Source organism: Hyphomicrobium sp. GJ21, from assembly GCF_001006785.1.
GTDB lineage: Bacteria > Pseudomonadota > Alphaproteobacteria > Rhizobiales > Hyphomicrobiaceae > Hyphomicrobium_B.
On sequence record NZ_CDHO01000002.1, the window covers coordinates 134,394 to 147,679 of the forward strand.

At 58.0% G+C, this 13,286-nt stretch carries 15 protein-coding genes and 2 pseudogenes; 10 read left to right on the plus strand and 7 right to left on the minus strand.

The window, feature by feature from the left end:
• Nucleotide 1: 1 nt before the first annotated feature.
• Entirely contained in the window at nucleotides 2–1,870 is a 1,869-nt protein-coding gene (locus tag HYPGJ_RS03665; RefSeq protein WP_244466001.1) for a heavy metal translocating P-type ATPase, read from the plus strand.
• A gap of 270 nt (nucleotides 1,871–2,140) precedes the next feature.
• On the opposite strand, the gene HYPGJ_RS03670 is transcribed toward HYPGJ_RS03665, so the two are convergent.
• A complete protein-coding gene (locus HYPGJ_RS03670) occupies nucleotides 2,141–2,488 on the minus strand; it encodes a DUF6557 family protein (RefSeq protein WP_348270895.1) in 348 nt (115 codons plus the stop codon).
• Nucleotides 2,489–2,660: 172 nt separating this feature from the next.
• Here HYPGJ_RS03670 and HYPGJ_RS19430 point away from each other — a divergent pair, with 172 nt between their 5' ends.
• The 3 genes from HYPGJ_RS19430 (at nucleotide 2,661) to HYPGJ_RS03680 (ending at nucleotide 4,682) form a co-directional block, all read left to right on the plus strand.
• Complete coding sequence (locus tag HYPGJ_RS19430) at nucleotides 2,661–2,816, plus strand: phenylacetaldoxime dehydratase family protein (RefSeq protein WP_348270896.1); 156 nt, start codon at nucleotides 2,661–2,663, stop codon at nucleotides 2,814–2,816.
• Between the two features lie 127 nt (nucleotides 2,817–2,943).
• Entirely contained in the window at nucleotides 2,944–3,177 is a 234-nt protein-coding gene (locus HYPGJ_RS03675; protein WP_046845953.1) for a hypothetical protein, read from the plus strand.
• Nucleotides 3,174–4,682: a sodium:solute symporter family protein gene (locus HYPGJ_RS03680; RefSeq protein ID WP_046845954.1), complete on the plus strand. Its 1,509-nt coding sequence runs from the start codon at nucleotides 3,174–3,176 to the stop codon at nucleotides 4,680–4,682. Before HYPGJ_RS03675 ends, HYPGJ_RS03680 begins: the two co-directional genes overlap by 4 nt.
• Nucleotides 4,683–4,776: 94 nt before the next feature.
• Here the strand turns inward: HYPGJ_RS03680 and HYPGJ_RS18365 are convergent.
• Nucleotides 4,777–4,917, minus strand: a pseudogene (locus HYPGJ_RS18365) (LysR substrate-binding domain-containing protein); the annotation flags it as partial.
• Nucleotides 4,918–4,957: 40 nt separating this feature from the next.
• On the opposite strand from HYPGJ_RS18365, the pseudogene HYPGJ_RS19295 reads away from it, so the two are divergent.
• Nucleotides 4,958–5,149: pseudogene (locus HYPGJ_RS19295) on the plus strand (ATP-binding protein); the annotation flags it as partial.
• Nucleotides 5,150–5,462: 313 nt separating this feature from the next.
• On the opposite strand, the gene HYPGJ_RS03690 reads toward HYPGJ_RS19295, so the two are convergent.
• Genes HYPGJ_RS03690 through HYPGJ_RS03700 form a run of 3 tightly spaced genes read right to left on the minus strand, consistent with a single transcriptional unit; the run spans nucleotide 5,463 to nucleotide 7,157 of the window.
• Entirely contained in the window at nucleotides 5,463–6,002 is a 540-nt protein-coding gene (locus HYPGJ_RS03690) for a heme-binding protein (protein WP_280136158.1), read from the minus strand.
• Between the two features lie 54 nt (nucleotides 6,003–6,056).
• A complete protein-coding gene (locus HYPGJ_RS03695; protein WP_046845955.1) occupies nucleotides 6,057–6,764 on the minus strand; it encodes a cytochrome c biogenesis CcdA family protein in 708 nt (235 codons plus the stop codon).
• Between the two features lie 3 nt (nucleotides 6,765–6,767).
• A complete protein-coding gene (locus HYPGJ_RS03700; protein WP_046845956.1) occupies nucleotides 6,768–7,157 on the minus strand; it encodes a thioredoxin family protein in 390 nt (129 codons plus the stop codon).
• A 266-nt stretch (nucleotides 7,158–7,423) separates the two neighbouring features.
• On the opposite strand from HYPGJ_RS03700, the gene HYPGJ_RS03710 reads away from it, so the two are divergent.
• The 4 genes from HYPGJ_RS03710 to HYPGJ_RS03725 are packed head-to-tail and all read left to right on the plus strand — an operon-like array spanning nucleotide 7,424 to nucleotide 10,144.
• On the plus strand, nucleotides 7,424–8,368 hold the full coding sequence (locus HYPGJ_RS03710) for a metallophosphoesterase (RefSeq protein WP_046845958.1): 945 nt from the start codon (nucleotides 7,424–7,426) through the stop codon (nucleotides 8,366–8,368).
• Between the two features lie 11 nt (nucleotides 8,369–8,379).
• The gene (locus HYPGJ_RS03715; protein WP_046845959.1) at nucleotides 8,380–8,748 is read left to right on the plus strand and encodes a cytochrome c family protein; all 369 of its coding nucleotides are present in this window, start codon (nucleotides 8,380–8,382) and stop codon (nucleotides 8,746–8,748) included.
• A 53-nt stretch (nucleotides 8,749–8,801) separates the two neighbouring features.
• A complete protein-coding gene (locus tag HYPGJ_RS03720) occupies nucleotides 8,802–9,344 on the plus strand; it encodes a sigma-70 family RNA polymerase sigma factor (RefSeq protein ID WP_046845960.1) in 543 nt (180 codons plus the stop codon).
• Nucleotides 9,341–10,144 carry an anti-sigma factor gene (locus tag HYPGJ_RS03725; protein WP_046845961.1) on the plus strand — a complete coding sequence of 268 codons (804 nt, stop codon included), beginning with the start codon at nucleotides 9,341–9,343 and terminating at the stop codon, nucleotides 10,142–10,144. Before HYPGJ_RS03720 ends, HYPGJ_RS03725 begins: the two co-directional genes overlap by 4 nt.
• Before the next feature lie 221 nt (nucleotides 10,145–10,365).
• Here the strand turns inward: HYPGJ_RS03725 and HYPGJ_RS03730 are convergent, their stop codons facing one another.
• Both HYPGJ_RS03730 and HYPGJ_RS03735 read right to left on the minus strand, forming a co-directional pair.
• On the minus strand, nucleotides 10,366–10,704 hold the full coding sequence (locus tag HYPGJ_RS03730; protein WP_046845962.1) for a carboxymuconolactone decarboxylase family protein: 339 nt from the start codon (nucleotides 10,702–10,704) through the stop codon (nucleotides 10,366–10,368).
• Nucleotides 10,705–10,823: 119 nt separating this feature from the next.
• A complete protein-coding gene (locus HYPGJ_RS03735; protein WP_046845963.1) occupies nucleotides 10,824–12,647 on the minus strand; it encodes a methanol/ethanol family PQQ-dependent dehydrogenase in 1,824 nt (607 codons plus the stop codon).
• 349 nt (nucleotides 12,648–12,996) lie between these two features.
• Between HYPGJ_RS03735 and HYPGJ_RS19040 the strand changes: the two genes are divergently transcribed.
• Nucleotides 12,997–13,197: a hypothetical protein gene (locus tag HYPGJ_RS19040; protein ID WP_143440486.1), complete on the plus strand. Its 201-nt coding sequence runs from the start codon at nucleotides 12,997–12,999 to the stop codon at nucleotides 13,195–13,197.
• Nucleotides 13,198–13,286 lie beyond the last annotated feature (89 nt).

Here is a 13,286-nt window from a genome sequence, read left to right on the forward strand (position 1 = left end):
AGTGATTCGAACAGATCCGGTTCATCCGCGTTTGACGATCGGCGCGGCCTATCGGCGTTTTGGTCCGCGTCTGCTCGTCGGAATTGCGCTGCTGAGTCTTGTGCTCGGCGGCTGGTTCTGGTGGCACGGCGAAGCCGGATCATCCAATCTCACATGGACGCTTGGGACGCTCCCTGTTCTGCTCGCCTTGTTCGGGCAGATCATCGCATCGCTGCGCCGTGGCGATGTCGGGCTCGATGTCGTCGCGGCGCTTTCGATGTCCGCTGCCCTCGCTTTTGGGGAAACCCTCGCCGGCAATGTCGTCGCGCTGATGTATGCGGGCGGCCAGTTGCTCGAATCCTTCGCGGAGGCCCGAGCACGCCGCGAAATAACGGAGCTTCTTGGGCGCGTCGCCTTCACCACCATGCGCTATTGCGGCGATACGCTCGAAGAAGTGCCGATCGCCACCATCCGCCAGGGTGACCGGCTGCTGGTTCGGCAGGGCGATGTCGTTCCGGTAGATGGCCACGTCGCAGACGGCGTGGCAGTGCTCAACCTTTCGGCCCTCACCGGCGAATCGATCCCCAAGAGCCTCTCCCGTGGTGGCGAGGTGCTCAGTGGTTCGACACTTGTTGGCGCCGCATTCGATCTGATTGCGAGCCGGCCCGCAGCCGAAAGCACCTATGCTGGGATCGTTCGCCTCGTCGAGGCCGCACAGGCCAGCAAGTCGCCGATGGCGCGTCTGGCCGATCGCTATGCAATCGGCTTTCTGGCGCTCACGATTTCCATCGCCGCCGTTACCTGGCTCGCCAGCGGCGATCCGATTCGCGCCCTGGCGGTGCTCGTCGTCGCGACGCCCTGTCCGTTGATCCTCGCCGTTCCTGTGGCGATCATTTCCGGCATTTCTCGCACGGCAAAATCAGGAATCCTAGTGAAGGACGGCGCGGCCCTGGAAGCGCTGGCGCATGTGCGAACGGCGATCCTGGACAAGACGGGTACGCTCACACGAGGGCGACCGACGATCACCGCGATCAGAACAGGAGAACGGTTCACCGACAAAGAGGTGCTCGGCCTAGCCGCGAGCCTCGATCAAGCGTCGGCGCATGTCATGGCGACATCGCTCATCCAGGCTGCGACCGACGCGGGCCTCATGCTTCTGCCGCCCGCCGAGATCGCCGAACTTCCGGGCAAGGGTATCGAAGGAACGGTGGGCAGGCGACGCGTTGCCATCGGCGGCGATACTTATGTGCGCAATCGAAGCACCGGCGGCCACATGCTGCTTCACGAGCTGGACAATCATGACGGCGTGCAGTCTGTGGCGGTGGCGGTGGACGGTTTTGTCGCGGGCGTCATCCTGCTTCAGGATCAGTTGCGGGACGATGCGCGCACCACGCTCGATGCGCTCCGGGCAGCGGGAATAGAACGCATCATCCTCGCCTCCGGCGATATGACTCATATCGCGCAGAAGGTTGGCCGGTCGCTCGGCGTGGATGAAATCCTGGGCGATCTAACGCCGGAAGGCAAAGTGGTCGCGGTCCGTCGAGAAGCGGCGACGCGACCCGTCATGATGGTGGGCGACGGCGTCAACGATGCGCCGGCGCTTGCTGCCGCCGATGTCGGTGTCGCCATGGGCGCGCGTGGCGCGGCTGCGTCCTCCGAAGCCGCAAGCGTCGTGCTGCTCGTGGATGAACTCTATCCTCTTTCCACGGCGCTCGGCATTGCGCGCCGAACGCGCACCATCGCCCTTCAAAGCGTCTTCATCGGTTTGGGACTTTCTATCGTGGGCATGATCGTCGCGGCATTTGGCTATCTTCCGCCCGTGCAAGGCGCTCTGCTGCAAGAGGCGATCGACGTGGCCGTGATCCTGAATGCCCTTCGGGCTCTGAGATAGTCTGAGGGTTTCTTGGTAAGGTGCGATTTATGGTTTGATCCGTCCGGGCAAAGGGCGCGATGATTCCGCCACGCTGAATGCTTGCGATCCGAGTGTGTTTAGGTTGCGCTAAACAACATGAAAAGAGCTACCAAACCCGCGCCAGCCGCCGATCCGGCCTGCAAGCAGGCGATGATGCCGGACAGCATGCGAGATGCGCGCACGATAATTCTCGACCCGGGAGCAATTTGGTTGCGCAGGCGCTCCATCGATAATTAGCGGCTATTTACACTAGGTTTCGGCAATTTTCTCGATTTCATGGAGTTTCAGTTCGACCGTCACCTCGTCGAAACCCGCGAATGTCATCTCATAAAAAATATTGGCAAGGATCTGAGCGTCCGAGAGCTCGAGTTCGGGAGGACAATCGACGACCATCGAAAGCCATTCCGCCCAGGGTCTAAACTCAATTGCCCATTCCGTTGGATCACCGTCTTTAACGCCGACCACGATGATGATCGCTTGTGGCTTCTCGTCTTCAGAATATGCCCGCTTTAGCCGACACGTCATCTCCGTTACCCTCGGTCGTATGCGCGAAGCATTTTGAGGAAAGGCACATATCGGTCCGACGATTCCTTCCAGTAGAGCGTGGGTATGACGGTAAGAATTTGCTCGTCAGTTGTCGCGGCCAGGATTGATGCAACTGTTTCGGGATGAGTTTCTTTCGCCATGTAGATTCTCAAAGGTGAAGTTGTCTTAGAATGACCCTCAGTACAAATGTACATTCCCTGTCGAACTCGCGTCGTCGATCGTCATCGACTGTCATAGGAGGACTACTCGTGGAAAGCGGAACGCGAACGCGTTTAAGGACCTCACGCTCTATCACGAGGTCTCGGTGTTCGACGCTTCAAAGCAGTACTTCGAGTACATCAACTGCCATCCAAAGACCGGTGTGATGCGAGCCGTCTGAAATCGGCCGCATCCGACGCGAGACTTTATTCAGACTGCACTATTCGCCGTTCGCTTGACGCCAATTCAGAGCCGGGCATAGTGCGGCATGAGGGACGGTTGAACCGAATACTGTGACGAGGAAGTGCATGAAAGACGGGGCTGCATCGAGCCGAACGCCCGTTTGGCTTTGGGCATGGTTTGCTCTGGCGGCCATCGTATCTCTCGCCCCTCCGATCTACTGGGCGATGGACGGCAACACGACGCCCATATTCGGCGTACCGGCGGTCGTCGCCTATTTTCTCGGCTCCTCCACATTTACCGCCGCCAGTGTCCTGGCGGCTTATTGGGTCGATGTTAGGAGAGGTGAGATCGATCCATGATCATCACGTTCGGCGTTCTGACAGCGTTCTTTCTGATCATCGTCATCATTCTGCAACTCAGCAAACATCGGGATCGCGACTTCACCGACTACGCCGTTGGAGGTCGCGCATTCGATGCGCGCTACCAGGCCATGTCGCTGCTGAACACCTGGTACCCAGGGTCTATGTTCACGGCTTTCGGCGGCATGGCCGCCGCCTCCGGTGTGATCTCGTTCTACGTCCTGTCGTACAGCATGCTGATGATTGTCTTGCTCTACTTCATGGCTCGGCCCGTCTGGGTGTGGGGTAAGACGTTTGATTTGCGGACCCAGCCCGACCTGCTCGCCCTGCGCTTTGATTCACAACACATTCGCACCATCGCCGGCATCATCGGCATCGTTTCGGGCATTCCCTGGCTCGTGCTCGGCATGCAGGCGCTCGGCACGCTGTTCCAGTACATGTCGCTCGGCGACCTGTCGTTTTCCAATGCCGTCATCGTCGGCGTGGCCGTCATTGTAGTGCGCCAGATCTGGACAGTGCGCATGGGGATGAGCGGCGTGGTGATCTCCGATTTCGCGCAGGGCATCGCCGCCTACATCGGCGGCAGCTTGATCCTGGCCTTCTTGATCGGCTGGATGTGGTGGGCTCGCGACATCACGTTCGTCAGACTCGATCCGAAGCTGTTCGCCATCCCGAGCATCGGTTCGACGGAAGGCCCCTTGTATCTCTTCAGCCTGATGTTCACAGGCGCCATCGGCGGCTGGTGCTGGCCGTATATCTTTGTCCGGCTTTTTACGGCCGACGGCGTCAGCAGTTTGAAGAAGTCAGCTGCGCTGGCAAACCCATTGTCGCTGCTGTTCGGTGCGCTTCTCTTGATCTTCGGCATGCTCGCGTCGCGCGTCCCCGGCGTGGCCGAACGTCCAAACGACGTCTGGTTTATCGTCAGTCAGCAAGCCGGCGGCTTATGGCTGCTGGGTCTGGCGGGCGTTGTGGTGCTGGCGGCCTCCATGGGGCACACCGACGGCAATATCCAGGCAACCGGCGCACAGATCGCCAACGATCTCATCGGCAACTACTGGAAGCTCGACCAGGCTCAGCTCATCGTTATGGCCAAGATCGGCATGTTTGGATTGACGGCGCTGTCGGCGTGGCTGGCGTGTCTCAAACTGCCGGCGCTGTTCTCTCTCGGCGTTCTTGCCTACCAGGGTATCGTCCAACTCGCCGTGCCACAGTTCCTCGGCATCTTCTGGAAGCGCGGTAACAAGTATGGTGCCATTGGCGGCATGCTGGCGGGGTTCGCCATCGCCGTCGTGCTCGAACTCTTTTATCCTGGTTATCTACCGTGGGCTTACGGGCTGACGTCGGGCGCCGTGGCCATGGTCTTCAACCTCGCGGTCTACATCGCGGCAGCCTACCTCGTGCCGCAGAGCGACGCGGATCAAGCACGCGTGGACGCATTGTTCGCGACTGTCGACGAGCGCGGGCGACAGACCGTCTCCGCCGAGATTACACCTCACCTAGCATAGATGTTTGACCTCAGAGATTAGGGCATCGCGCGACGGTCGCGCGATGCCCTTACACCAGGCGCCTAGAGGTCGACGCGATTGCCGCCAGCGGAAGTCAATCGGCACGCTTTTCGCGCAAGAAGTCCAGAAACGTGCGCATCGCGAATGAGAGATTGCGCCGGCTCGGGTAGTAAAGGTGAAAGCCGGTCGTCGGCGGGCACCATGCTTCCAGCACCCGCACGAGCTTGCCTTCTTTGCGCGCTCCGGTCCATGGCGACCGGTGTCCGGATCGGCTCTCAGCCAATCAGCGCCGCGACCTGATGGAGATCGTCGAAGACCGCTATGGCGCCGGTTCAACCCTGATCACCAGCCAGCTGCCGGTCGATGCATGGCATGACGTGATCGACGAACCGACCTTCGCCGATGCCATCCTCGATCGCCTCGTCCACAATGCCTACCGCCTTGCCCTCGACGGTCCGCCAATGCGCGATCCCAAGACGTCCAAGATCGAAACGGTAACGCCCATTGTGGACGCCGACGGCGGTGCTGCGGCGACAGCCATGAAACCGGCGAAGGCGGCAAAGGCATGAACCCCACCCCCGACCGGCGGAAACTTGATCGACACCGCGAATACTGAGATCATAAAAACTACATCCAACGGCGCCGCCAAAACCGCGCGCCGCCCTGGTCGTCATCGACCGGATCAAGTGGTCGCCATGCGCCGGATTGCATGGTCGCCTTCACCGGAATGCGCAGCGACATCCGTCATAGGTTAGAATGTGCGTGTTTCTCATTGGTTCGTTAGCGTCCCTTTGCGAGGCGATCCTTGATCTTCGCAAGGCCAGCCTCAGCGCACATTTCATCTTTGTTGCCTCTGGGTGCCCCGCCGACTCCGATCGCTGCGATCACCTCGTCGCCGTTTTTGATCGCCACGGCGCCAGGAAGCAGAAATATGTTGGGCAGAGTCGCGTAAGCGGATGCATACGGGTTGGATTTCAGTGCTTCGACCCATTCACTGAGCTTATTGAAGTGGAAAAGAGGCGCAGACGCCACCGTCGTATAGGCTTTGCGAAAGCTCGCGTCTTTGGTGTGAATGGCGCTGAAATCGCCTTTGGCCCGCACCTTGATGTTACCGGCAGCGTCAACGATGGATACGCTCACGGGCCAACCTTTCTCCCGGCACACCCGAATCGCCTCGTTCGCTGCGTCCATCGCCAACTCCAAGTTCAGGATATGCGCAGACTTCTGGACTTGCGCGAACGCGCTCTCCGCCAAGTTTGATGAAAACGGCAAAGCACTTGCAAAGATGATTGCAAATCCTCTCCAACTCGATTTCAACATTTTCGTGCTCCCGTTCGATCAGAATTTAGTAGAAGTCCACCCTCGCCGCTCGCATCATACGGACGTCGTGAGATTGGTCAGCCATGCTGGTGACAGCTCAAGCAGCTTGGTTTCTATGTCTTTATCAAAGCCTGTCAGGATGAATACTGCGGAAAGCATGAGCAGACCGCCCAGCACGAACTTGCCGTTCGTGCTGGCACTTGCGAGCTTTCCGCGCATGCGGATCATCGTCTCGCGAGAAAGAACACCTACTGCAAGAAGAGGGAGTGCCGCTCCCGCGCCGAATGCGCTCATCGTCAGCGCCACTTCGGCAAGACTCTTGCCCTGTGAGGCCAAGACCGAGGCCGCTCCCAACGTCGGTCCAATGCACGGACTCCAAACGCTCCCGAGCAGCAAACCCAACAACAGTTGGCCGCCCAATCCGGAACTATCAAATTTGCCGAAACGGGCCTCGGTCCAGCCGCTAACGGGACTGGCCATCACAGCAAATCTTGCCTGAAGTTGCGGAGCCATCAAGATCACTCCAAAGATGGCAAGTAGAGTTGCGGCGAGCATGCGGAACACTTCTTCCGTGAGCCCCAGTGCAAATCCGACGGTCGCGACAAGCATCCCAATTGCAGTAAAGGAAACTGCAACCCCGACCGCGAGCGCGGCCGGTCCATAGCGGTGTTCGCTGAGCGCCGTTCCGAACACGATCGGCAGCAATGGAAGGACGCAGGGCGATAGCGATGATAGCAAACCTGCAAGGATGGCCAATATCATGATCTAGTTCCGCGTGGAGAGCAAAAGATCTTCAATCTTCTGAGCATCGGTGATGCCGACCGACCTACCCGTTTCCTTCTCTCCGTTGAATGCGATCAAGGTGCTTTGTTTCGTCACCTTCAACGTTCTCAGCGCGTCAGGTTGATGATCGAAATCGACCTGAAAGATTATGATTTTCTCATATGCAGCGTTCGATTTTAGCTGATCAAGGACCTCGTGTTGGGCCTTGCAATATGGACACCACGGCGCAAACACATCGACTAAAATTGGTCTCCCCTGCGCTTGCGCGTCCTCGAGTGCGTTTGCATCGAATGGTTTGGTTTCAAATGCGAACGAAGAAGTCGACCAAACCAATGCCAAAAGCGAACCTAAGAAAAAACGAGAACGACGCATTCTGAAATTCCTCCAATGCTTGCGAGGGGTTTACGCTGTTGCAATGACGATCGTTACACGAACCCGCAATCGCGCAGCAAACAACCGTTCATCGGTCGGTTGAACGATGCTGAGCCGGACTCGTCGGAGCGATGGATTATTCCCGTCACCGGCATTGGCTTTCGAGCGCGCGGCGCAATTTTTTTGATGACGTCGGAATAAAGCGCCGGCCCCCTGAGTCTTGCCCTTCGAACGACGATGTCACGGCTTTGCAGAAGGGAACTCTCATGGACGATAACGCTGACGGTCCCAAGGTAAATCGACGGCACGCATTGGAATGCATGCTTTGGGCGGGCACGGGCGTCCTTTGGACCGTGGCTGGCGGTGTTCCCAAGTCACTTTCATTACTCGATGATGCTGAGGCGGCCGCAGCGGCAACGAGCGGCTTCACCTTCATGCAGATTTCCGACAGCCATGTTGGCTTCGATAAGCCAGCCAATCCGCATGCTCTCGACACGCTGAAGGAAGCCGTCGGCCGGATCGATGCGCTGCCGGCGAAGCCGGCCTTCCTGCTACACACCGGCGATATTACGCACAGTGCAAAGCCCGCTGAATTCGATGACGCGAACCAGATCATAGGCGGCACGGGTCTCAACGTGCACTACGTTCCTGGCGAGCACGACATTACCGACGAGACAACCGAGAAAGCCTATCTCGAACGCTACGGCAAAGGCACCAAAGGTGGTGGCTGGTACAGCTTCGATGCCAACGGTATTCACTTCGTCGGTCTTAACAACGTGGTGAACTTGAAGCAGTTCGGTCTTGGATATCTGGGGCCGGAACAGCTTGAATGGCTCGAAGATGATTTACGACCGCTGAAGTCTTCGACGCCAATCGTCGTCTTCGCGCATATTCCGTTATGGTCGATTTATCCGACTTGGGGATGGGGCACAGACGATGCAGCCGTTGCGCTAGGCTATCTGAAGCGTTTCGGGTCGGTGACCGTCCTCAACGGTCACATTCATCAGCTTATGCAGAAGGTCGAAGGAAACGTGACGTTTCATACCGCGCGTTCCACGGCCTTCCCACAGCCGGCGCCTGGTGCAGCGCCTTCCCCCGGGCCACTCCGGGTGCCGGCTGACAAACTTCGCAGCGTACTCGGTGTCACCAGCGTGGCGTTCAAGAGAAACAATTCGCCGCTGGCTATCACCGACGCGTCATTGGCTGATTAGGCTTTTCCGACATGAGGCAGATAACGAATTGCGCTGCTATCGCGGTGCTGGGCCTGCTTGTTTCCGGTCACTCGCTCGCAGCCCCGGACGCATCACACGGCGAAGAGGTCTATCAGAGTTGCCAGGATTGTCATTCGTTAGACACAAACGATCTCGGACCGAGGCATCGCGGGGTTGTCGGCAGGAAAGCCGGCTCTATCCCGGATTACAATTACTCTCCCGCATTGAAGAATTCGGGCTTGACGTGGACGGAGGAGACGCTCGACAAGTGGCTGACGGATCCGCAGAAGCTCGTTCCCGGATCGAAAATGTTCTTTCATCTTGATGCTGCAAAGGATCGTGCGGACGTCATCGAATATCTGAAGGAACGAGCGCGCTAGCTCGATTGAGACTGTACATTCATTCTGGTCAGGTAATGCCCGCGTGAGGCGGCATGGACGACAAGCAACGATTTGCGGAAGTGGTGCTGCCCCACGTTGACGACGCCTTGGCTTTGGCGCGTTGGCTCACGGGTAATCGCACCGATGCCGAGGATGTCGTGCAGGAAGCCTGCATACGTGCCTTCCGAGCGATCTCGTCGATCCGCGATGCCGATCCGCGCGCGTGGCTTCTCGCCATTGTCCGCAACACAGCCTTCACTTGGATCGCCAAGAATCGGCCCAAGGTCATGGTGACAACCGATGACGAAGGAACGTTTGAGCGAGCCGGCTTGGAAATGGTTGGACCGCAGGCCTCGCCGGAGTCCATGCTGATTGAGAAAGCGGATTCCGAGCACCTTCACAATGCCATCGCGACACTGCCTATCGCGTATCGCGAGGTCTTGGTCCTGAGAGAGATTGAAGGACTTAGCTATCAGGAGGTCGCAAAGGCTCTCTCGATTCCCATCGGAACAGTAATGTCGCGCCTTGCGCGTGCCCGCAGCCTGCTTATTCAGCGCATCGGGATGGCAGGCACCGGAAAGGCGGGTGTCGCATGATCAAACCTACATCATGGTCGTCTCGAGAGGAGTCGCTTCTTCTGCTGAATGCTTACATCGACGACGAACTCGATGCGGCATCCGCGCTGGACGTGGAGCGTCGCCTGGAAAGCGACGCGGCGCTCGAAGCCGAACATGATCGTCTTAAGCAGTTGCGGAGTGCCTTGGCTTCACAAGTTGCACACGAGCGCGCCTCGGATGATTTAAAGCGTCGTATCGCGCAAATTGCAGATCCGCCTGGGGCGGTTGTCGTGCCGCTTCGTTCATCGTTCGAAACGCGTGGTGGCTGGCGTCGGCTGGCCGTGGCCGCGGCGCTCGCAGCTTTCGTTGCGGGGGCAGGGACGTACGGTATTCTGCGTCAAGATCCCGTATCGAATGATGTCGCGGCAATCGTCGCGGATCACCGGCGCGCGTTGCTGGCAGCAACACCCTACGACGTCGCATCGAGCGATCGCCATACGGTGAAACCTTGGTTTGACAGCAAGCTTGCGCTCTCGCCACAGGTTGTCGATCTCGCCGCCTCGGGATTTCCGCTCGCGGGAGGCCGTGTCGAAATTCTCGATGGGAAGGCCGTCCCGGTCCTGGTTTACCAGCGCCGTGCCCATGTCATCAGTGTCGTTGCGGTGCCTCGCGCCGGAACGGGCGTCGCGGCCCCGCCGTCGCTTGCGGAAGCTCGCGATGGATATTCTGTGATCCGGTGGCGGGGACGGGATTTCGACTACTTTGCCGTCTCAGATATTGCCGAGAGCGAACTTAGCAATTTCGTTGCACGCTGGCGCGACGCCGCCATCGATCATTGATCGTCGATGGAGGTTTTGGGTTATTAGCTGCCGATAGCAAGTCGAAGCTCGTTGAACTCGCGAAGCGGATTTCAATCAGTAGCGAGGTGACGTGTCTATCATTCACGGCGGAACTAGGCGAATCCGGCTATCTTGAATCGCGCACGATCTTAATACGTTAAGTTCGCTAGTATCGCGCGCGCCATCATCGCCCGTCGCATCGTCAGACACGCTCATGCGCACTAAGGCGTCGTCGATTTATTCATTTCCTCAAGCGCCAGAGCAGAATGGGCAAAGGCGCCGCCCGCTCGCATTTCAGCGGCGACCCAGATTGCTTCCATCAATTCCTTCTGCGAAGCGCCATGGCGCAATGCCGCCTTGGTGTGCCCCTTGATGCAGTAAGGACATTGCGTGACGTGCGCGACGGCGACCGCAATGAGCTGCTTGACCTTTACTGGAAGCGCCCCTTCGGCGAATACCTTCTGACTGAATGCTTGGAACGCTTTTTCAGTTTCGCCTGAGAGCTCACGGCGCTTATTCGCAAGCTCAGTGGTTGCAGTTGGATACATTCCGTCGGACATCGATCTTTCTCCTTTTTGCGATGCTGGCTATCCCACATCATTGCGAACGGCCCGCCGTCTACAGACGGGGTGGCGCGGATCAGCCTGACCCGCGCCATCTCTTCAACTCAGTGCGCCGGTTATGGCAGCGTCCAGACGGTCAACGTACCGCCGAGAGCCGTGTAGTTGCTGAGGGCTGAATAGCCGCCAACTGTTCCCAATCCATCCGTCGGGTTGGTCAATCCCGCCGCGAGGCCGATGCCGGCCCAACCGCCGACGCCCGAGAAGACGCCGATGTACTGCTTGCCGTTATGTTCGTAGGTGAACACGTTGCCGATGACGCCGGAAGACGTCTTGTACTTGTACAGTTCCTTGCCATCCTTCTGATCGACGCACTTGAAGTACCCTTCGAGCGTGCCATAGCAGGCGATGCCACCGGCTGTCGTAAGCGCACCCGACCACACCGAGAACTGTTCGGGCTTCGACCAGACGATCTTGCCCTTGCTCGCGTCCCAAGCAATGAAGTTACCCATGTGGCCTTCTTCACCCTTCGGCGGATACATCGACAATGTTGCGCCAACGTAGGGTTGTCCTGCAGTGTACGAGACTTTGAATGGCTCGTAGTCCATGCAGACATGATTGGTCGGCACGTAGAAGAGGCCCGTCAACGGCGAATACGAAGCGGGCTGTTCGTCTTTGCTACCGAGGGCCGCTGGGCAGATGTCCTTGGAGTTGACGTCTTGCCCATTGTGGAACGGCGATTTGGTGTCGACTACCTTCGGCCGCCCATATGTCGGACTCTGCGGATCGAGATCGATACCCGTCGTCCAGTTGACGACCGGATCGAACTTCTCCGCAACCAGCGGAACGCCCGTCTTGCGGTCCAGCGTGTAGGCAATGCCACTGCGATCGAAGTGAACGAGCGCATTATGCTTCTGACCTTTGACGTCGAGGCCATCGACGAGGATCATCTCGTTGACGCCATCGTAGTCCCACTGGTCAAAGGGCGTCATCTGATAAGCCCACTTCGCCACGCCCGTCTCGGGATCGCGGGCAAAGATCGTCATCGTCCACTTCTGGTCGATCGGCTTGCCGTCCGGCCCCGCACGCTGCACCGAGTTCCAGGTTCCGGGATTGGCCGTTCCGTAGTAGATGAGGTTTAGCTCGGGATCGTATGAATACCAGCCCCAGGTCGAGCCACCACCAATCCGCCATTGGTCGCCGTTCCAAGTCTTCAGCGAGCTGTCCTTGCCGATCGGCTTTCCGAGCGACGTCGTCTTTTCTGGATCGACAAGCATGTCGCGATCCGGACCAGTGGAGTACGCGGTCCAGGCGAGCTTGCCGTCCGAGATGTTGTAGGCTGTCAAGCGACCGCGAATGCCAAACTCGGCGCCTGAAATTCCGACAATCACCTTGTCCTTGACGATGAGCGCCGCGCTCGTGCCGGTTTCGCCTTTCTTTGGATCACCGTTAACAGCTTTCCAAATTTCTTTACCCGTCTTGGCGTCGAGGGCGACGAGTGTCGTGTCCGCCTGATAGAGGAAGATCTTGCCGTCCGCGTACTGCACACCGCGATTGACGGTGTCGCAGCACATCACTGGTATGACGGAAGGATCCTGCTTCGGCGTATATTTCCAGACGATCTGTTGGCTCTTGTCGAGATCGAGCGCATAGACGACGTTAGGGAATGGCGTCGTCAAGTACATCATGTTGCCGATGACAAGCGGCGATCCTTCGTGACCTCTGAGAACGCCTGTCGAAAAGCTCCATGCTGTCTGCATCTTTCCGACATTCGACGTATTGATCTGATCAAGCGTGGAATAGCGATGGTTGGCATAATCGCCCTGCTGCATCGCCCAGTTCTTCGGATTCTTGACGGCCTTGATGACGCTGTCGTTCGCAAGTGCCGGGACTGCGGCACACGAGAGCAAGCTCAGCCCGCAAATCATCGCAGTTATTCGCATTGCATTTCTCCATAAGCGTAGCGCGTCCCGTCAGTCATACATTTGGGTCTGCGCTTAGGGAATTTGAATATCTAATCACGTTTTCGGGTGCGAACCGCAAATGCGCGTTGTCTATAATTCGCCACGCTCGACGCATGAGCATATATATCGCAATGCGATGTTATTAAAAATGCTCTTATAATCTAGGGCTTTATGCGACGCCCCATGCTGCACCGGATGCGTACGACAATCTTATTCTGCGACGAACAAGCGACCGACCATCATTGATAACATTCATTGACAATGTATCTTTTGGTGCAAAGATAAGCGGGCATCGGGTTTCAACATCGATGTCGGCGAGCCGGTGCAGATGGCGTTTGTTGCTCGAATTGGACTGTTATTGCGTGATGCCCTGGCGTTTGTCGCCACCACCACTGTTCGCCTCGCTATACCGATCGAAATTTCGAATGGCGCGAGCCGGCCCGGTGCAACGGCAGCAGATGGAAGCTGGGATGTCACGCTGACGGCCGGCAAACTGGACGGCATGTGGCGAGCGAAGTCGGCACGATGAAATATTTCTATGGCGTCCATTCCGATATGACCGGCATCATTCATGTCGTGAGGGAATAGCAGACGCTGAAGGTCAAGAAAGTAGGTCTG